This window comes from Pandoraea sputorum (assembly GCF_000814845.2).
GTDB classification, from domain to species: domain Bacteria; phylum Pseudomonadota; class Gammaproteobacteria; order Burkholderiales; family Burkholderiaceae; genus Pandoraea; species Pandoraea sputorum.
The window spans coordinates 2,650,516-2,670,344 of the sequence record NZ_CP010431.2 but is presented as its reverse complement, the minus strand read 5'-3'; the positions used below and the strand labels follow the sequence as shown (position 1 = coordinate 2,670,344).

The 19,829-nt window shown below is 62.9% G+C and carries 14 protein-coding genes; all 14 read right to left on the bottom strand.

Translation table 11 applies throughout. The features are described from left to right. Nucleotides 1–7 precede the first annotated feature (7 nt). Nucleotides 8–1,381 (bottom strand): ATP-binding protein, encoded by a 1,374-nt coding sequence (locus NA29_RS11775; RefSeq protein ID WP_039403164.1) that lies wholly within the window; start codon nt 1,379–1,381, stop codon nt 8–10. After that, the gene (locus NA29_RS11770; protein WP_052252856.1) at nt 1,378–5,697 is read right to left on the bottom strand and encodes a contractile injection system tape measure protein; all 4,320 of its coding nucleotides are present in this window, start codon (nt 5,695–5,697) and stop codon (nt 1,378–1,380) included. The genes NA29_RS11775 and NA29_RS11770 overlap by 4 nt, the downstream gene beginning before the upstream one ends. A 2-nt stretch (nt 5,698–5,699) precedes the next feature. After that, a complete protein-coding gene (locus NA29_RS11765) occupies nt 5,700–8,288 on the bottom strand; it encodes a baseplate wedge protein (protein WP_039398361.1) in 2,589 nt (862 codons plus the stop codon). Further along, nucleotides 8,285–8,635 carry a hypothetical protein gene (locus NA29_RS11760; protein ID WP_039398359.1) on the bottom strand — a complete coding sequence of 117 codons (351 nt, stop codon included), beginning with the start codon at nt 8,633–8,635 and terminating at the stop codon, nt 8,285–8,287. The genes NA29_RS11765 and NA29_RS11760 overlap by 4 nt, the downstream gene beginning before the upstream one ends. Continuing rightward, on the bottom strand, nt 8,632–9,480 hold the full coding sequence (locus NA29_RS11755; protein ID WP_150777246.1) for a hypothetical protein: 849 nt from the start codon (nt 9,478–9,480) through the stop codon (nt 8,632–8,634). The genes NA29_RS11760 and NA29_RS11755 overlap by 4 nt, the downstream gene beginning before the upstream one ends. Next, the gene (locus NA29_RS11750; RefSeq protein ID WP_039398355.1) at nt 9,452–13,291 is read right to left on the bottom strand and encodes a baseplate J/gp47 family protein; all 3,840 of its coding nucleotides are present in this window, start codon (nt 13,289–13,291) and stop codon (nt 9,452–9,454) included. The genes NA29_RS11755 and NA29_RS11750 overlap by 29 nt, the downstream gene beginning before the upstream one ends. A 60-nt stretch (nt 13,292–13,351) precedes the next feature. After that, entirely contained in the window at nt 13,352–13,795 is a 444-nt protein-coding gene (locus NA29_RS11745) for a GPW/gp25 family protein (RefSeq protein WP_039398353.1), read from the bottom strand. A gap of 15 nt (nt 13,796–13,810) precedes the next feature. Then, the gene (locus NA29_RS11740) at nt 13,811–14,107 is read right to left on the bottom strand and encodes a PAAR domain-containing protein (protein ID WP_224786779.1); all 297 of its coding nucleotides are present in this window, start codon (nt 14,105–14,107) and stop codon (nt 13,811–13,813) included. 49 nt (nt 14,108–14,156) lie between these two features. Continuing rightward, a complete protein-coding gene (vgrG, locus tag NA29_RS11735) occupies nt 14,157–15,947 on the bottom strand; it encodes a type VI secretion system tip protein VgrG (RefSeq protein ID WP_039398349.1) in 1,791 nt (596 codons plus the stop codon). A 4-nt stretch (nt 15,948–15,951) separates the two neighbouring features. Continuing rightward, on the bottom strand, nt 15,952–16,635 hold the full coding sequence (locus NA29_RS11730) for a CIS tube protein (protein WP_039398347.1): 684 nt from the start codon (nt 16,633–16,635) through the stop codon (nt 15,952–15,954). 3 nt (nt 16,636–16,638) lie between these two features. Next, entirely contained in the window at nt 16,639–16,833 is a 195-nt protein-coding gene (locus NA29_RS11725; protein ID WP_039398345.1) for a DUF5908 family protein, read from the bottom strand. 31 nt (nt 16,834–16,864) lie between these two features. Beyond that, on the bottom strand, nt 16,865–17,329 hold the full coding sequence (locus NA29_RS11720; protein ID WP_039398343.1) for a phage tail protein: 465 nt from the start codon (nt 17,327–17,329) through the stop codon (nt 16,865–16,867). A gap of 142 nt (nt 17,330–17,471) precedes the next feature. Continuing rightward, nucleotides 17,472–17,846: a phage tail protein gene (locus NA29_RS11715; protein WP_231965158.1), complete on the bottom strand. Its 375-nt coding sequence runs from the start codon at nt 17,844–17,846 to the stop codon at nt 17,472–17,474. A 218-nt stretch (nt 17,847–18,064) separates the two neighbouring features. Continuing rightward, entirely contained in the window at nt 18,065–19,819 is a 1,755-nt protein-coding gene (locus NA29_RS26325) for a phage tail sheath family protein (protein ID WP_039398339.1), read from the bottom strand. Nucleotides 19,820–19,829: the final 10 nt, after the last annotated feature.

Here is a 19,829-nt window from a genome sequence, read left to right as displayed (position 1 = left end):
GCTCATATCAGATCGTGCGTCCTTCTTTGATGTGTTCGCGTCGGATCGCGCGCAGCAAGTCGCCTTGTTTCACGACCTGACGGCCGTCGCGCTCCGCCCACATGACGGCGTGCCGCACCACGTTGAGCAGCGCACCGCCCGAGAGCACGTGTTGCGCTGCGAGCGCGGGCAGATCAACGTCATCCGACAGCCCCCGGCGTGCCGGGAAGAGATTGCGCCACAGTTGCAGCCGCTGGATTTCATCCGGCATGGGGAAATGGATCGCACTCTGAAACCGCCGGGCAAAGGCTTCGTCGATGTTGTCCTTCAGGTTGCTTGCCAGCAGCACCACACCGGGATAGTCCTCGATGCGCTGAAGCAGGTAAGCGACCTCCTGATTGGCATGACGGTCGTTGGCGGTGCTGCCCTCGGTGCGCTTGCCGAACAGCGCATCGGCTTCGTCGAAGAACAGAATCCAGTGCTTGTTCTGCGCCTGATCGAAGACGTTTGCCATGTTCTTCTCCGTCTCGCCGATGTACTTCGAGACGATCTTCGACAGGTCGATGCGATACACATCCACGCCAGCCGCTTTGCCGAGCAGCGTCGCGGTGAGTGTCTTGCCCGTGCCCGGCGGGCCGTAGAACAATGCCCGGAAGCCGGGTTTGACGATGCGATCGAGTTGCCAGCGTTGCATGATGCCCTCGCCGTCGTCGAGCCATTGCCGAATCTGGTCGATCTCCTCGATGACGTCCGGCGTGAGCACGAGGTCTGTCCAGTCGTGCTGCGTCGTGATGCGCTTGGCAGGAAATCCGGCGCTGTAGTCCGGCTTATGCTCGCGGCCAGATGTACTGCGTTCGAGGAAATCCCGCTCGATATGCAACGCGGCGGCCAGGGCCGGTTCGCCGTCCGCCCGGCGTTCGAGTCGCAGAATAGAGGCGCGCGCGAAAACGTGGTCAGCATCGAACAGCGCCATGACGTCGAAGCGGCGGCTCAGATCGTCGCCTGCGAGAACGAACGCAGCGGTTTCTCCGGTCGGCAGAAGACCGTTGTGATGCTGGGCCCGCCATCCCCCGAACTCGGTGAACTGGCGCTCGGTGTTCTTGTTCTGCGTGAATAGCAGATCTAGCGCTTGCGGGCGGACATGGGGCAGCATCGCGAGCATGAGCACGATACGTGCGTCGAAATCGTCCGCCAGCGCGTGTTCGACCAAGGCACGGGCAAACGGCGACGGATCGTCCGTGAGATCCGGCGGCGTATGCACATAGATGTCATGCGGCACGCCGTCATGCATGAAATACGCGTGCAGCCGCGTCTCCAGCACTGCGCCGAACCAGTCGATCTCGCGCGACAGGCTCGCGGCGTTCGCACCCAACGGGTCGACGGGATCTAAGGAGGCCGTCATGCCCACTCCACCCATAGCGTCTGCTCCATCCAGGACAGACGAATTGTCGAGATGCTCCACGGCAGCCGATCCAGCAGCATGTCGTATGGCGCTCGTTTCACCTTCAAGTGCCAGCCGTCTTCCGCCAGCGACAACCGGCCCTCGCGCTGCAGGAAGCTTCCCCTGAGGCCCTCGCGAGACGTGTTACCGATGGCGGACCAGTGCTCGATGATGACGTCGAGCATCCGGTCGCATATCGCCGACTCGTCTGCCGTAATGTCGAGATTGCGTGCTACGGGCGTAGCCAACGGCAATCCGCAAAGCAGCTTGTGCATCGTCAGATGCGGTTCCGGGGCTTCGGTGAGGCCTGAGCCGACGTGATGCAGCAGGAGCACTGCACGCTCAGCGGCTTCGTCGCTGACGAAGCGATGTTCCTTAGTCAGGCCGAGCGTCTCCCAAAGCTGAGGCGTGAACGGCCAGGCAAGAACGATCCCGGCGTAAGGCACCATCAACGGAGTCTGCAAAAGGTGGACGTCGTCGGTCACCTCGGCAGTGCGCATATCGATACCGGTTTGTTGTTGAACGCGCGAGGCGAGCGCGGGTGGCACAGACACGTTCGCGTGACGGGCCAGTTGCGCCACGAGCGATGTTGCGAACGGTGTGGCGTCGAACGGACGCTGCGACAGGAACAGCCACGGGAACAGGAAACGCCAGCGCGCACGGTGCAGACTCGCCGGTGCGACCGTCTCGACGGTCGTAGCGAACAGATCCGTGATGTCGCTGGCGACGCGCAGCATTTGAGCCACTTGCGGCGTGTCGCGGGACGACAGTCGCGCGATGCCCGGCCACAGCGGCTGCGGAATCACATCCAGCCAACGCTCGGCCAGTACCTCGTCTTCTGCGGCCATCGCGATGACCGGTCGCAGAACCTGCGCGCCCGAATAGACCGACTGACGAAGCCAGATGTCGAAGCCTGCAGGCGGAGTGCTGCCCTGGCGGAAGTCCGTAGAGGTGAGATAGGTGATGAAGTCTTCCGGCATGGCGGGCGGACGGTTTGGGGATGTCGCGGGGAATGGTTCGGGTGAATTGAAATCCGGATCGTCCGGGGACGACGAAGCGACGTCTGCAATCGCCGACGCCGCGAACAGGTCAAGATCGAGCACGGCATCGCTGGCGAGTGCGGTGGCCACACTCGCGTAATAGCGCCCAGTGGCTTCGGCGGCTTCGGCGGCTTCGGCGGCTTCGGCGGCTTCGGCGGCTTCGGCGGCTTCGGCGGCTTCGGCGGCTTCGGCGGCTTCGGCGCGACGATCATCGACCTCCGGCGTGTTGTCGAGAATCGAGCGATAAAGCACTTCTCTGTGCGCGTCGGGAATCGTCTCGCTGACGGTGATCATCGTGTCGACGACGGCTTGCCAGTGGCGAGCGTCGATCCCGAGAAGATCGGCATCTAGCGATGACGATATCTCCGTGACGATTTGCCGGAGCTCGACTCGCTCGGCGTCGGGCAACGACGAGGCACGAGCGATAAGATCGCCGCCTTGCGGGTTCACTCGTTGGCGAAGCGCAATGAGGCGTTGGATCGCTACGTGCGCAGTGTGGCGGCTCACTGGGAGCGGCACCGACGCGGATGGCATTGCAGCGGCAGTCGATGACTCCAGCGGTCGGCGGTCATTGTCATCCACGTCGATGCTGTTGGCCGCGCTCGGCGAACGTGCAATCGTGCCCGGGGAAGTCGTATTGGTGGTGGTAGCCACGGTAGCGTTTGTGACGGAGGCTCGCCACAGATCAAGCGCCCGACGTGTCAATGCTGTCGTCCCGCGACTCCAGGCGATGGCTTCCAGCGCAGCGAACGACATGGACGAGATTGACGATGTGGACGACGTGGATGACGTGGATGACGTGGACGCGACCGGCGAAATGGCACGTAACTGTATGAAGGTCGCATGCCAGACTTCCCGCTTCCATCGATCGAACTCGGTTTTCGACGGCAGGTTCCGTGTGATCGGCTGAGCGTGCGTCTCATGCCCGCCGTTATCGGCAACGCTGGAGGGGCCGTCGAGCGCGCGGGAAGTGTCGCCGGGCAGCCGTTCAATGGCGTACGCCGACACTTGATCTGCATCAACCAGCCGACTGACCGAAAGCCCCCCAAATGCCTCCCAAACGGCCGATGCAGACGGCTCCGTCAACGTCGCCAGATCCACAAGCATCGCTTCCGGAAAGCCCTCCACGACGCGCATCAACACCGTGTCGTACGTCGCGTAATGACGCCAGACCGCCGCAAGCACTGCGCGTTCCTCACCGGTCCATTCAGCCCAATCCTCGTGAAGCGCCACGGCCGAACCGCTCAACAGCGCCTGGATAAGCGTGTCTTGTCGAGTTGTGGCTCCCGCATGCGCCTCGGCGTCATTTGTGGATGGCCGCACCGATGGCAACACATACGACGGGTTGTTAGGTTTGCGCTCGCCAGCGGGTGCATAGCGTCCCCCGCTGCGCGGCACCGACTCGTTAGCGATGAGCGCGTCCGATGGGTCGTCCTGCACCGAGTCGCCAGACATCGCAGCCGTTGAATTCTCCTGTCCTATTAAGACCGCAGCGTCGGACTCAGCACGCATGTCGAACGAAGCGTCGAGAACGGGTGCGTCCCGTAGGGCCTCGTCTCGCGAGCTAGTCGCGGGCATCTCGTCGGAATCGTCGATGTCCAACAGCCCTGCGATGTCATGAGACCATGCGTTTCGCCATCCCCACGTTCGATTGATGTCATGGTCGGTGCTCGGTGAATTTGTCGCAACGGCGTACGCGTCGGCTCGTTTGCGACGCACCCGGGTCGACGCTTGCACCGCGTTGGCATGTGCCGCCAGAAGGAGCGTCAACATATCCTCAAGCATTGACTCCGGAAACGTCATTGCAATTTGCTCGCGCAGGTCCGGTACGGCGAGGTAGCGAAGCAGTGCTTCGCGCAAAGTGCCCGCCTCGTTCGCCACCAACGTTGGCCAGATGCCGTAAAGCGGCTTCGCCTGCGCACGCATCAGTGCTGTCGCAAGCAACACTCGCAGACCAGCCCGCGTAAGGGCGCGTGGGGAGGGACGCGGGGATGCGTTCGCCGTCGATACCGCCACGTCGGGACGTTCGCCTGCCATACCCATGACCACTTCCGAATGGAGGGCGGTGGTACCGCCCGCCCTCACCTCCTCGCCTGCGAGTGCGTCGGCGACGCGATGCAGGGCGTCGATCATCGGTGAGAACGCCAAATCTGCTTGAGATCTCCCTCCCGACTGGGTGACGGCTATCGCAGACGCATAATCCTTGTAGGCCCACACGCTATCTTCAACCTTCGCCACGAACTCGAACGCGTCGCGTGCCAATCCTCGCACCTGCGCAATCGACAGCACCGATTGCCAGACACCATGCCACGGCATTTCCCGCAGGTCGGCGTGCGGTGGAAGCAGGCCGATTGCGAGCAATCGTGCGCGGGCGGCCGATTGCGCTGCGTTGCGTTGTGTCGCGTTCCAGCCTACCGTCGTAAGCAAGCGATCCAGCGAATCAAGCTGGCGCAACCACGCGGATGCCTCTGCCGGACGTAACGCGCGAAGAAGTGCTTCGACGCGGTCTGCCGGAAACTGCTTCGTCAGCCGCTCAATGAGAATGTCCGGCGACGCGCTCGCCCGGATTTGTTGTCGGACGGACTGTATGTCACCCGCCAGCACCCGCGTCAGAAGTCCTTCGATATCGTCGGCCGCCACAGCGTCGGTGTCTCGACGCATTCGTTCCTCCCGGTGTGACGTATCTTCACGTTCGGCCTGCGCCAATGCTGGCGCCACTCCTGGCTTCGCCGACTGGCCTGACGCGAGAAACGCGATCAGGTCGGCCACGTCCGCAGCGGTGGCTGTCGCGAACTTGCTGACATGAGGTGTCGGCGCCGCCTGAGACCACACGGAAGCGTCGTCACTTTCCAACCGCATTTGCCCAGCCACCGAGCCGCCATCACCACCATCTCCGACACCGAAACCATCACCCTCCTCACCCGCCCCGCCATCGTCCGCAGCACCTGTGTCCCGACGCAGGATGAGCACGTCCGCCAATGCCTGCGCCAGCCGCTCTGCCAGCGTCTCGGGCAGATCCTCGGCGTATACCTCGCCAAGGTCGACGTTGAGCCGATCGATACGGTAGATGTCCGCCGCTGCGCCATCGTCCGTCGCCTCATCGAACACCGACGCCACCACCGGCAGCAACTGGTCGACGACCAGCGCTCGCAGCGGTTCGCCTTGCGACATGGCCATGCCGCCCGACGCAAAGGTCAGATCGAAATTGAACGAGCGGATCCAATGTCGCGCGGCCATGGCTACACCCACAACGTCAGGTTATGCGCTCGACGGCGTCGCATCAGCAGCGCACGCAAGCTGGCACTCGCGGCATCCAGCCGGTCCGGTGTGGTTGCCGTCTCCCGCTCGCGCAGCCTCGCGCGCCACAGTTCGTATCGATGCTCGAAGTCGCGCATGGAGACGTAATCCATCCAGTGAAACTCCGGCAGCAGATGCGCGGGCAGATTGCGGCACACTGTCTCCTGCGCCAACTGGCGGAAGTCGGGATCGCTAAAGCGCGACGTCCACGCGGGGAAGACTACGCTAACCCGTGCGTTGAAAAACGACTCGGCCTCACGCGCCTGCACGTCGGCTTCTGCCGTCGTTTCGTCTTGCGTCGCACCGACACGCTTTGGCCGCAACAGCACATGCTCGACCAGATAGAAACCCTCGGATGCCTGATTCAGCGTACAGAGAAATTCGCGCAGAATTTCGACATAGCGTCCGGCGTATGTCACCGCGTCGTCGCCATGAAATCGCGCGAGCAGGACTTCGCCGGACGCGTTGCCGCCAAGACGCGCATCGTGCGTGCGGAAATGAACGTGCACCGCGTCGTCGTGCTGTCGGAGAATGAAATTCTCCAGACGCACGCCATGCACGAGCAAGCCGCCGGGCAACGTGTCGCCGGGCTGAGTGTGCGCACCGGCCGGACGAACCTCAGGCGCCCCTTGAGACTTGAGCACGATCAGACGCGCCGCCGCGAATTCGTAGCTTTCCTTCGTCGCCGTGTGATCTCCCTGCAACCGCAAATGCCAACGCTTTAACGCATCGCTCAGCGGCGCACCGGGTGGCTCGGCAGGCAAGCCCAGCAGGATCGAGATCTTCGCGTGCACGCCAGCCACGTTGGGCCGTCCGTCAGCCCGCATCTCCGCCGCCGTGATATCGAACGCCGACGCCCGGTCGCGCGAGAGCGTCGCAATGTGACGCAGAAAATCCAGCTTGTTATCGATCAGCCAGCGTGCGCCGTGCACGTCCTGATAATCGTCGAATCGACGCAGGGACTTCTGCGAGTAAGTCTCGCCGTACATGGCCAGCAGCACGTCGAGCAACCGGCTGCGACGGTCCTGCGCACGGTCCTTGCGCGAGACGATCCGTGCCAACTGGCTGCGAATGCCGTCCGGTGCGTCCGTGTAAAACGCTTCAATGTCCGGCAACGCCTCGTTGTCGATCCGCTGTGAAAAATAGGTCTCGTACAGCGTGTCGACCGAGAACATGCGGCCGACCGATTGCAGGTTTTCCAGATAGTTCGCCATCAGTTGCTCGGCCAGATACAGATAAGCCTTCAACTGGTGCGCACTGACACGGTTCTCCAGCGGGGCCGTGGGCGGCACGCCGAAGCGGTTGATGCCGTAGATCGCCGGAAACTGATGCTGAATCGAGAAGTATTCGCGCAATTCGCGCGACGTGCCCGTCGGTGCAGGCACCACAGTCGCTAGCGACTGCTTCGTATTGCGCAGCGTATCGAACTCGAAGCGTGCTTTGGCGAGGGCCACGCGGGCGTCGTCGAGTACGACCCGCGACTTCTCCTCACGTCGATGATCGCTGGCGGACGTCAACGCATGCGTGCCACTCCCGAGCGCCCCGCTGGCGAAATGCAATCGCAGGAAGTTGCTCTGCGTGTCGCCGGGAAACCGCAGGCGCAATACCGTGCCGGACGCACCCGCCAAACTGTCGCCGCTCACGGGCGCTCCATCGGCGGTACACAGCGCCAGACGTTGGACGTGCGCCACGCCGTCCACCGCTTGCACCAGTCCGACGAGACGCGCCACCGCAACCGGTGCGCCTTGCGCCTGTGCGCCCGTGCTGGCGACGTATCCGTGCACCGTCCGGGGCCCGGCGAACAACGTGTCGAGCGTCATACCGGCCTCGGACGCTTTCACGTACCGCTCGATGCGGAATCCAGAATGCACGGCGCGCGCGCATTGGAAGAAGACGTCCGCAAAGATGGACGCCGGGTCGCGCTCGCTGTGAATCTGAATATCGCCACTCAGATACACCGGCTGAACCGGCACGACGGTTACGTCCGACAGGTCTTCACCCAGATTCCGGTGCGCGTGAAAAACTTCCCGCACCCGCAGACACACGGCGGCTTCGATCTGCGAAAGCGACGCCTCGTCGGCACTGTCGAGCAATGCATCGTTCAGTTTGATGGCGATGCGACACAAGCCGTGCGCGGGCTGGCCGGTGCTCCCCGGGCGTTCGTCACGCGTCAGCCAGACGTCTTCCAGCTCGGGGATCGTGTCGTAAAGCACCTTGCGATAGTCCTCGAACGTCAGGACTTCGCTCGGGAAAATTTCGTCCGCCGGATGCAGCGCGTGATGCCGGTAATCGATCTGTCCGTCGGCGTCGGTCAGGTAATCTTCGGGTGCAAAGTCCGAGCGATAACCGAGTTCGGTGATCGCGTAGCACAACTGTTCGAGGATCGTGACGCCCGGGTCGTGCAGGTTGTAATCGGTCCAGCGATCGCCGCACAGCGCCTGCAATGTCGCGATCCCGGCGCGACGCAGCGCATCGAAATCTAGCCCCTGAGGATCGGGCGCAAAGCGGGCAATGGACTCGGGCGCGTTCATTGCATCCTCGCCCCCGGCATACGGCCTGGACTGTCCGCCGCCGCGTTGCCAAACGCATGCCTCGCTGCATGCAATTGCGCCTTCAGGTCGTCGATCAGCCGGTGCACGCGGTGATACGGCAGATGCCCCAGCGCTTCGACGATCAGTGCGAAGGCCGTCGCGTCGAGCGCACAAACGACCGGTGCCCCCGTGGCGACGGCGTTGGCCTGGCGGTTCAACGCGCCGATCAGCTCGAAGACGCGTTTGAACGGCAACTCGCCCAGCGCGGCCATCAGCAGTTGCGCGTCGTCGGTGCCGATGACGATGTCCACCGTCGTGGGCGTGGCACTCACGTTCTCGTGGGTCATTGCGCCCCCTTGGGCTCCGGGTCGGTGGCGCTGCCCGTCATGTCGGGATCGAACCACAGCGTGGTGAGGTAATAGGTCACCCAGGTCTTCGGCGCACCGGCGGCATCGCGCGTCGAGTCGTACGGACAGCCGACACGCATTTGCAGCACATAGCTATGCTTCGCGCCGTCAGGCGCATCGACCCATTGCAGTTGAAGACGATTGCATTTGCTGCCGAAATGCGACTGACGGTAGTCGATATCCCCTTTACCGTTGTAAGCCATCACCGCATAGGCGTGCATCAGCGCGAACTTGCCGCTGCCGCGCTTGCCGACACCGGCGGTGATCTCGAAGGCCTGACAACCCGTGAGCGGGTCGGTGATGTCGTGCCACTTGCCGTCAGCCTGCACGCTGCGCGCACCCGGGCGTCCGCGACGCCCGTCGGCAACCACGCGCCCGGCCACGTCAAGTTCGAATGTGGGTCCGGCCCCCGGCGCTGCCTGCCCTCCCTGCCCCTGCGGCGGTCCCGATACCGCGTCGCGCGCAGGCTTCTTGCCCAACTGTCGCAACGTGAGCGCGTTGGGGTTGTCGGGGTTACCGAAAGCCAGTCCACCCGCCTCGCTGTCAAGCTGGATCGTCCAGATAGGACTCTTCAGGTCGATGTTCTGATAGAAGCTCAGCAACTTGCCCTGATTGAGCTGGGAGACCTTCAGGCCATCGACCGGGGTCTTGTCGAACCCCTCGTCCACGATGTTGAGCATGGAGTCGATCAATTCGGAGAATGCCGTGGCCGACGGCATCTCGCCGTTGCCAAACTTTCGCCGCAAAGTGTCCCGGTTACGCCGGGCGATCGGTTTTCCGTTCATGGTCGTCATCCGAAATGATGAAGGTGGTGCCGATTTCCAACTGACTGAGCGTGGTCGGCACGCCCGCGTAATCCTTGTCGTCGTCCACCGCTTCGATGGCGTGGTGCGCCACCGGGATCGCGATGCTCCACGGATACAGCGGAACGATGTCCGTCTGCAGGGCCGTGGCTTCGCCCGAACGCCGGGCGGTGTCAAATAGCGTGAAGGTCTGCGTGTCGGTGCCCGCTGCCGCTGTCGCGTCGGGGTCCGCGACCACCGTCGCGATGCGCAGCATCGAAAAACCCGAGACGTACTGCACATAGGGCAACGAGCCGATATACGCCTCGAGATCGTGTTGCCGGATACACCATCCGAAGTGCGTGCGGTAGCCCACGTCGTCCTGCCACGGTGTGAGATAGCGCGAGATCGCCGCGTTGAGCAGCGCGAGGTAGTGACCGTTTCCCGCGCGATCGGTGAAGCGCACCTTGCAGCGCACCTGAATGCGTTCGTAGACTGGGTTCTCGACGGAAACACTCGCCCAGGGCGACGACAACGCATTCGCAAACTCGGCGATCTGCTGGACGACGTTGCCGTCAAGCATTGGCATCTGTTCACCGTCCTTCGTGGCAGGCCAGTACGGCAGCGGCACCACGAGCGCCTGTCCCGGGCGAACACAATCGACCGGACCGTGCCGGGTCGACAGGTTCGCGAAGCACTTCACTTTGTAGACTTCCGCAAACGCCTCGAGAATCATCGATTCGAAGTCGGCGGGCGTGACCGCACGCTGCTTGTGGCGCAACCGTTCGCTCACGCGCGTACGCATCTGTTCGCGCGTCTCCGGTGCCCGGCCGCCGCACGACGGCAGCGGTTGCACGACGGACACGATGCCAGGCAACGGACGCCGACTGCGCGCAATGGTGCCCGCTGGCAGGACCATCGGCAGGTCCGGCGGTACGTCTGCCCCGCGCCGGACCTGCACGGCTTGCGCGTGCACTGCGTAGAGGCTGCAATACTTCTCCATATCGCGATTGGCGCTCACGCGAAGCCAGTACAGCCCGTCGGGCATGACGGTATTGCGATTGCCGATATCGTCCGGCACCCGCAACGTCACGATTCCCGACGTCATGAGCTTGTGCGTGCCGTCCGTGAGGACGTCGCGAAGCGCGAGCGGCTTCCAGACGTTGTTGCTGAGGTAGCTCCAGCGCAAACCCGCTGGGCGTACTTCATCGACATCATCGTCCACCCTCACCGGCCGGGAGTCTTCGCGAAGCTGGAACAGCAACGTCAACGTGTCACCGAGGTCGTTCGCATCGATGCCGATGTACAGGTTGCCTGCATCTTCGAAGCGTGGGAGCAGTTCGGGGGCGGGATAGCTTGTCATGTCGAGCGATTCCCAGCCGGACGGGAACAGATGCAGGAAGCGGCCGTCTTCGTCCCGATTCGCAATCCGGTCGACGCTGATCGCACCGGTCGCGCTGTAATCGAACGAGAGGGTGTTGACGATGGGCGTGTATGGGGCACGCGGCATCGGGCGCTGTCGGCGCCACATACGCTTGCGTGAGTTGGCGAGCATCGTCGACGACAGCACCTGCGGGTAGGCCTCGTGCCCGAAAGCGAAGGCGGGTGCGGCAAACGTGAACTTGAAGAATCCGTTCTTCGCCCCCGGCCCCCATGTGAGCGGATGCGCGGGGCAGACACCTTCGTCCGGCTCGAAGAGATGCGCGAGCGAGCCCACCTCCCACACGATAGCGTTGTCGATGCGCTCGCCCTTGCCGGGCGTGACCCGCGTGTGAAAGAGCGGCACGACGGGGCGCGGTGCGTCCCCGACTGGCAACCATCCGCCCTTGGCCAGCACCTCGACCGACGCCACGTAGTCTTCGTTTGTGAGACGCACGTCGTAGCCGTCGTACCACGTGCCGAAGCCGCCGGTCACGCGCGGCAGGTCCGCCCATTCGATGCGAAGACTGAACCGTGTGATGCGCTTCGCCGCCATTTCCGTGCTGCCCGCCACCAGATAGCTACCCAGTCGCGGCAGCGGCCCGAAAGGTGCAAAAGGTGTTGCCGCGCTGAGCTGCCCGATGTTGTTATAAAGCACCAGGTCGCGACAGCCATGCGCGTCGACATCGATTTGCGCACCGGTCACAGGCAGATTGCGCAGCAAGCCGTACGGGAACAGATACGCGCCTGGATTGATGACGCAGCGCACGAGCGGCGTGTCGACGTCGAAATTTTCACCATGCAGCGCCGTCGAATATCGCACCACCGACGGCGCCTCCGGTGCGAGCACGAAGCTGAGCGTCATCTGGTTGCCCAGCAGTCCCGGTACGTAGCCCGCAATGTCGATCCAGCCCTTCTCTCCTGTGAGCGAGACGGAGAACAGGCTGCGCAGGATCTTGAGGTACAAGTCTTGACGGCGCAGATGGCTTTCGCTCGCCGTTTCTCGCCCGTGCTCGCCGTCGTCAACGCTCGGGGCAGCGCCTTCGACTGGCGTATTGAATACGGCGTCGGCGATGTGTCCGAGTTGCGTGACTAACCGCTCATCGGCGAACGTAATCGTCAGCCGGATGGCGCGCTCGCCTTCCTTGAGCAACAGCACTTTGCTGGCCAGCGCAAAGCCGATCCGCGCGGCACTATGCGGGGTGATACCCGCACCGGGCTTCGGCGCGCCGAGCACCGGCCAGGCTTGCGGATGTTCCACGCCGGGTGGCCCGCATGGCACGTCTTCGAACCACGCCGCCGTGGGCCACTTGCGACCGGTCGCACCGTTGTCCGGATCCTCCGGCAGCAGGTTCTCCGGCATGCTGTAGCCGTTGTGGTCGAGATAAAGCGTCTGCACGCGAGTCACGCGTGCACCGCTCACGCGCAGTTCGTCTTCCGATTCGTAGACGATGTCGTGACCGTGTGCGTCGACCCCGGCGGGGAATGCCGTCCCTGCGGGGACCACGACATCTCTGGCATCGGGATTGCGACGCAACACCAGCCACGTCCGATCGGGTACCACGCCGCGCGGCGCACTGCCCAGCATGCGTTCGTAGTAGAAATCGATGAACTTCTGCGTGTACCCGTTGAGCTTGTTCTGGAGCTTCTCGAACTGTTTGACGAACGCAATCAGCAAGCCGATGGCCGGATCGTGATTACCGCTCTGGAGCGACGCAGGCAAGCGGGCCAACGCCTCTTTTCGCACCATCTCGATGGCCTTCATGTACGCGTGAAAATCTGCGCGCACATCGGCTTTGCCCGGCACAGTGTCCGGTTCATGCGTGGCTGCGGTCGCCATCGGCGAATGCGGCAAGTGCTCCGCTTCGGACCAGACGGCATCGAGCGGCTCTCGCAGCGACATCGATTCGATCACGCGCGGCACGCCCGAAGCCCGCCGACTCAGTTGCATGATGACGGCCCGCAGCACCGTGCGCAGTGCCAGTCCGTTGTCCGTCTGCGCTTGCGAGAGCGCCACGTACCAGTCGTTGAGCGTGACGACAAGTTCCGGGACCGGGGACGCACCGATCATCGCGCGAACGCCTGCGCCGTTGCCGCGCACGCCGTCATATTCCGGGGTGTCCCGCCACCATTGCGCGAACCGCTCCGTCTCGCGCGACAAATCGAACGCCAGAATTCGACTCATGACGACGGTTTCGTCGGCGCGAAAGAATGGCGACCAATCGCCCTCAGGCTGGTCCTCGGCGTTGTGAAAGCGCACCAGCCCCGCGAATTCGACGACGACATCGAGCAGTTCGTGAAACGTCATCTCGTCGAGATGGAAATACCCGTCCTGCAACGCGGGCAGCGCCCGCATCGCCTGACTGGTGCCATCTCGAATGATGAGGTTGTGCATCGGTTCGTGTTGTCGTTGCGCTGATCGTGACGTTTCTTGTTATCGGGACACCGGGCCGGATTACCGCTGCGGCTCGATTTGCACCGTCGGCACATTGGTGCCTTCGAGGAAATAGAACGGATAGACCATGTTGCTGCGGGTGTTCGTGCCGCGCACCGTGTAATCGATCAGCACGTCGACGCGCCCTTCCATGGCGTTCGACGCGTCGATCTCGATGCGCTCCACCGTGACACGAGGCTCGAAGAACAGAATCGCCCGGTCGATGGCGTCGCGCATCTCGGTCATCACGCTCTCGCTGATTTCCTCGAAGACGTACGCCTTGATCCCGCAGCCGAACGTGGGCTGCATGATGCGCTCGCCCGGCACCGTGGAGAGGATGATGCCGAGGCTCTCACGAATATCCGCCTCGGCTTCGACCATCTGCGTGCGGCCAATGTCGGCGCTGTCGCCGAAGCGCGGCGGAAACGCCCAGCCGGTCCCGAGAAACGATTTATCTGTGCTCAAACGTGCCTCCTGCGTCTAGCCGCCGATCATTACGGTCGGACATCCCAATACGATCGCGCCGCCGTGCGCGCAAGTGTCCCCCACCCGGGCCGCGGGTTTCCCCCCGATCATCACCGTCGTCGAGCCCATGACGATGCTGTCCGGCGGACCCACGCAGACGCAGTTGTCCGTGACCACGGCGGCAGGCAACTTGCCGACCAGCACCGTGGGCACGCACGGACCGATGATCGGACCGCCGACATGCGGGATCGGCGCAGGCACGGCGGGTGTCTGCATCGGGCAGGTATGCATGTCGGTCAATCTGGCGGCCATCGGCATATCGTTGTCTCCTCTGTCGTTTTCCCAACGCGTGGCTTGCGCGTCAGTTGATCATTACCAGCGCGCCCTTGACGGTCGTCTGTCCGCTGGCCGAGAGCTCGGCCGTGGCCGATCCCTTGGCCGTGAAGCCGACGTTCGCGGTGCTGGTGATGTTGAGCGCCTGACTTTTGAGATCGGCCTGCGCGGTCTGCTCGATATTCCCCACCGCGCTGATGCTCACCTTGCCCTTCGCGTTGATGACGATGTCTTTGGGGCTGTCGAGCGTAATGCCGTCCGGCGTCATCTGGATCTTGTTGTCGTTCTGATCGGTCAGGCAGATCGACTTGGCGTCGTCGCTCATCTCGATCGTGTTCTTCTGCGGCGTGATGAGCGTGATGACCTTCTTGTCGTCGTCGAAGATGACCTTGAGCAGCCCCTTCGTCCAGAGCGCTTTGGTGAAGTTCTCGGCGCTCAGCGCGTAAGGCATCTTGTGCTGACTGCTGTAGACGCTGCCGAGCACCACGGGATAGGACGGGTCGCCGTTGAGATATCCCAGAATCACTTCGTCACCGATCTCGGGGATGAAAAACGCGCCGACGCCCGACGAACCGTAGAAGCTCGCGAGCCGTGCCCAGACGCCGACCGTCTCCGCCTGCAGCACCTGCACCGCAACCTGAATCCGGTACTGGTTCTCGGGGTCGGCGTCGAGCTTCGTGACGACGCCAATCTGCAAGCCGCCGACACCCGGCACAAGGCCCGACGCCATGACATCGCCCGCGCCCCGGCGCTCGGAGAACCGCTCCGGCGACATGCCGAAGTCCACCTCGGAGATCCAGTTGCCGTCGGCAATGCGATGTTGCACGGCGCTCACGAACACGCTGCCGCTGAAGCGTTTGCCGACGCCCTCAACTTCGATCATCGTCCCCGGTTTGGCCAATGCGCTGCCCTGAAACGACATGTGTCCGCGAATGCGGGCGAGTGCGGCACGCATTTGCGTCGCGTCGCTCCAGGACTTGAGATCGTCGGACGGCACCGGCACCGTCGATTGCAGACGGAACGTGGCTGGCCCCGCGACGCTCGCCAGTGTCGATGCGCTCAGGTTGCCTTGCTCGTAGAGCGACGTAGCCCCCGCCGTTTGCTGGACCATCGCCTGAGTGGACGGATCCCACGCAGCGGCCACGACGCTCTGCAACTGCGTGCGCGCATCGATGTCGGCCGAGAACGACATGAGGTCCATGCCGTAGGTCACTTTCAACACGGCGGCTGCGCTGGTCTGCGGCGCTTTCACCGTGATCTTGCCGTCGTCGTCGGCAATGACCAGTGCACCGTTCGCCTCCGCCCGCAGCAGCATGAAGTCCCAGTCCGTGCTGTAGAACTGCACGATTTCCTTATGCTGGGTGGTCGTCGCGGCGACATCGGACGTCGCACCTGCTTTGCCGATCAACTGGCTGATGATGTCGCTGTCTTTCATGTCGATGTAGTTGGCGTTGTAGCTGCCAATCGTCATCTTTACAGCCTTGTGACGGCATTCCAGCACGAGCCGTGCTTCGTTACCGCCGGTGATCCGGATGCTGTGGCGAATCAAAACGCCGTCGAAAATCTGTGTAGCGCTCGATCCATAGCCAGCGCTGATCACGATGGCCGCGCCGGGCGCGAACGTGTCCAGGTCACTGACTGGAAAGTCGTTGTCGGGCATATCACCGTCGAGGATCTCGATGCGCGCCTGACATATACGCCCGACGGCGCGTTCGATATCGACCGAAATCACGCGGATCGTGTCGGCGAGGGACGCACCGTTGCTGGTGATCGTTAGCTTGAGCACGCCGCTGGAATTGAGTGCGGGAGAGTCGGCCATAGCGTCAGACCAGTGGCGGGAAGCGCAGCATCATGCCCGGCTCCAGATTTCGGAAACCGGTCAGATTGTTGATACGCGCCACTTCGCGGTAATACGAGGGATCGTTGTAGATTCGGTTGCAAAGCAGCGGCAGCGTGTCGCCCGCCGTGACTTCCACGAGGTGACTCAGGTCCGGCGAGCTGAGATTCGCACGCAGCGAACTCTCCGTCGCGCTCACCCAGCCGACGATGCCCAGCGACACGCGGGCGCGCAGCGGCTCGCCGGTGGGCTTGAACATCGTGTAGTCGAGCCCGATGGACTCGACACGCCCAAAGAAAATGAACGTGCCCCACAACAAACGCACGTAGTTCGGCTCGTGTTTCTTGCCGTCGTACTTGTAGATCACCGCCAGCATGGCGTCGATCATGTCCTTTACGCTGCGCGAGTCGGTACCATCCACCACGCCGGTCCCATCCAGCACGAGATTGTCGATGCTGATGGTCTCGGGCCGCACGGCGCTAAAGCGCGGCGTCGCGCTCGGCTGCCCGAGCGTCTGCTTCTTGTTGTACTCGATGCTCAGCTTGCGCTTGTAGCCGACCGGGTTGATCAGCGCTTCGAACGGCGTGCGGCTGTTGTCCACGGCAATCTGGCCGCTCGACACCGTGCACGGCGCAATGCTGAACTTGCGACGGGTGAGACTGGTCGCCACGGCTTAACGCTCCTTCGCCCGTTCGAGCAGATCCAGCACCAGCGAGCGACATTCGGCGAGCAAATCGGCTCGCGCCTGTTCGTCGAAGCTGCGCGACGCGCCCGGCGCTTCGATCTGCGGCGTCAGTGCACCGACGGTGTCGGACGCACGCTGCACGATCGTCGACTTGATGCTCAGATGACCGATTTCGATTGGCATCGGCGAATCCCCTTTTGCAGTTTTCTTGTCTTCACGCCATGCGGTTCGAGTAGGTGTAGCTCAGTACGATCTTCTCGATGGCCACCTCATTTTTCGTCGAACCGAAACTCTCGATTTCCCACTTCACCGGAAAAGCGTTCGCGAACGTCCAGATGCGAATCGGCAGGTGCAATTCATCGAGCAACTGCACCATCAGCGACTGCGGCCGGATCGGCACGATGAACTCGCCCTCGAACACCGAACGGCACCACATCACCAAGGGCGACGTCATTGAGGCGATGCCCCGCTTGAGCTCCAGATGCGGATGCTTGACGCCCTTCGGCAGCGTATGCACAAAGCGGTTCTCCCCGCCCTCGGGCACCGCTTCCGTATCGAGTTCCGTCGCGATACCCGACACATCGCGAAACGAAGCATCCATCGCACCGGCGGTGGACGCGAACATCACGCGAAAATGAAAGGCTGACGGCGGATAGGGATCGAACGGAGATGACGGCATAGCGCAGACGCGTGGTAATCGGAACGGCCAGGACAACGTGAAAAATGGGGGCGAGCGGAATCGAGCGCTTGCCCCGGACATGCACGACGGCACCCGGCGCTGGCGGCTCGCGAGGCGGGCACACCAGCGCGGCACGCACGCGTCAGCTATTGGCGATGGTCAGCCCTTCGTGCACGATCTCGATGGTCTCGATGGCGACTTCGTTGCCTTCGGACTTCAGGTCGGTGCCCGTGATTTTGGTCGGCCACGCGTTCGCGAGCGTCCAGACCATCGTCGGCTTGCCCGCTTCGTCGAGCAGGCTGATCGTCACCGGCACCCGCTTGATCGTGTTCATCTTGATCTGGTTGAACCAGTCCCAGAACTTGTTATCGGACTTGAACACGCCCTTCTTCATGGTCACGTTGCCGTACTTCTTCATGCCCGGCATCTTGATCACGGAGAACTCGGGGCTATCGCCATGACGGTATTTGATTTCTTCGGACTGCACGTCCAGGCCGCTCACTTCCTGAAACGACATGACCTGCGAGTCCCACTTCACCTGAAAGTAGAACTTAGGAAGGGGCCAAACCGTGGTGGATTGTTTCGAACCATCGTCTGCCATCACACACCTCGTCTATTGATTGCATGCGGAAAATGCCGGACCGTGCCCACGTTTCGCGTTTCGCGTCGACATCTGTCGATCTCCTGCGTGCGCAGCGGCTGTCGTCCGGCCTAGCGGATCGCGCCCGGGCGCGCTCAGGACTTCTGCATCTGTTGCTGGAACGTCAGCTCGATGAATTCGGCCGGACGGCTCACCGCCACCAGCACCGTCACCTTGAGCATGCCTTCGAGAATGTCCTCGCCGGTCATCGTCTCGCCCAGGCCCACGAAGACCTGGAAGGCGTCGTCCGGGCTCGCACCCGCCAGACCGCCGCGCTTCCACACGCTGGTGAGGAAGTTGCGCACCATGCTCTTGATCGTCACCCACGTATTGGCCGTGTTCGGCTCGAACACATAGGCCTTGCACGCGAGGCGCAGCGACTCTTCGATCATGATCATCGTGCGGCGCACACTCAGATAGCGCCAGTCGAGACTGTTGCCGTCGAGCGTGCGTGCGCCCCAGACCATCACGCCTTCGCCGATGAAGCTGCGAATGGCGTTGACGGACTTGCCGGTGGTCGGCACGTTCAGGTCTTCCTGATCGGCATTCGAGATGTTCACGCACGGCGACACAACGCCGTTCAGGCTGATGTTGGCCGGGGCCTTCCACACACCTCGCGTGTTATCGACGAGCGTGTAAAGACCGGCCATGCCAGCGGCGGGCGGCATCAGGTTGATCTTCTTCTGAAGTGCCTGAAGCACCTGCACGTAGACAGCGCTGATGACACTCAACGTCTTGTGCAGATCGGCGATGGCAGCCTTCGTCATGGCCGTGGGCTTGGCCGCGGCCGTGGCGTCCGCCTTGGCGGGGGCTGCGGCTGCGTCACCCTCGGCGGCCGGTGCGGCGGCATCCGCTGCGCCTGCCGGTGCAGCATCCGTCTTCGCCGCATCGCCGCCCGTGAGCTTCGCGAGGACAGTCTTGACCTGTGCGGCCTTCGCTTGTGCGGCCGGTGATACGGGCGCCGGAGGATTGAGCACCGAATCGAGTTCGGCGGTGATCAGCGTCTGAAGCTGACTGAGGTTGGATATCTTCGTGAAGTCGAGATCCTTCTCCGTCACGATCGACGTGTTGACCCACGGGTAGTAGCCCGCGCCAAAGTCGAGGAAGGAGGAACCGACATCGTCGCGGAAGTCGGTAATGCAATCGCCGCCCGGTGCCTGACGGTCCCATGCACCGCCGAACACGTCGAGAATCGCAAAACGATTACGCATGGTGTAACCGCAGTGCATGAGCATTTCCTTTTGCACCGAGGCACAGTCCTGACGCGACAGACGCACCGCGTCGGGCACGAGCACCATCGTCGGCTCCTGTTCCTTCACGAGCGACTGGATGCCCTTGATCAGGTCGTCGGAGCTGACGCTGCCACCCTCGTACGTGCCGACCGACACGATGTAGCACGGGCCGCCGCCGTTCTGGAAGAAGAGCAGCATGCTGTAGTACAGCAGGTATTCGATGCCTTGCGGCGTGAACTTGAACGGCTTGCGCGCGCCCTGTGCACCGATGAACAGGTCGGTGACGACGGGACGCGCGGGCGGCGTGGCAGCGGCATCGCCACCGGCAGGCGCAGCAGCGGCATCACCGGCCGCAGCATCGGCGGCAGGCTTGGCCGGCGCCGTCGCAGCGGCCACCGCGTCGAGCGAGTAAGTCGTCGGCGGCGGGCCACCGAAGTACATCAGGAATTCGGCCATCGAGCTGATACGCCACGGCGTACCGGCCAGTGGCGTGCCTTTGTTATCGGCGAACTGCGTGTAGCCGATGAAGGCAGGCACGGCCGTGGCGACTTCGACCACGGAATTGGGAAACGCGTTTTGCTCGACTACGTATACGCCTGGTGTTTTGTATTGCGCCATGTGTTCACCT

Bases quoted from the DNA above. Each gene is read 5' to 3' on its own strand.
- vgrG (WP_039398349.1), bottom strand. From the start codon at position 15,947: ATGGCCGACTCTCCCGCACTCAATTCCAGCGGCGTGCTCAAGCTAACG.
- NA29_RS11750 (WP_039398355.1), bottom strand. From the start codon at position 13,291: ATGCACAACCTCATCATTCGAGATGGCACCAGTCAGGCGATGCGGGCG.
- NA29_RS11770 (WP_052252856.1), bottom strand. From the start codon at position 5,697: ATGGCCGCGCGACATTGGATCCGCTCGTTCAATTTCGATCTGACCTTT.
- NA29_RS26325 (WP_039398339.1), bottom strand. From the start codon at position 19,819: ATGGCGCAATACAAAACACCAGGCGTATACGTAGTCGAGCAAAACGCG.
- NA29_RS11760 (WP_039398359.1), bottom strand. From the start codon at position 8,635: ATGACCCACGAGAACGTGAGTGCCACGCCCACGACGGTGGACATCGTC.
- NA29_RS11740 (WP_224786779.1), bottom strand. From the start codon at position 14,107: ATGGCCGCCAGATTGACCGACATGCATACCTGCCCGATGCAGACACCC.
- NA29_RS11765 (WP_039398361.1), bottom strand. From the start codon at position 8,288: ATGAACGCGCCCGAGTCCATTGCCCGCTTTGCGCCCGATCCTCAGGGG.
- NA29_RS11755 (WP_150777246.1), bottom strand. From the start codon at position 9,480: ATGAACGGAAAACCGATCGCCCGGCGTAACCGGGACACTTTGCGGCGA.
- NA29_RS11715 (WP_231965158.1), bottom strand. From the start codon at position 17,846: ATGTCGTTTCAGGAAGTGAGCGGCCTGGACGTGCAGTCCGAAGAAATC.
- NA29_RS11725 (WP_039398345.1), bottom strand. From the start codon at position 16,833: ATGCCAATCGAAATCGGTCATCTGAGCATCAAGTCGACGATCGTGCAG.
- NA29_RS11775 (WP_039403164.1), bottom strand. From the start codon at position 1,381: ATGACGGCCTCCTTAGATCCCGTCGACCCGTTGGGTGCGAACGCCGCG.
- NA29_RS11720 (WP_039398343.1), bottom strand. From the start codon at position 17,329: ATGCCGTCATCTCCGTTCGATCCCTATCCGCCGTCAGCCTTTCATTTT.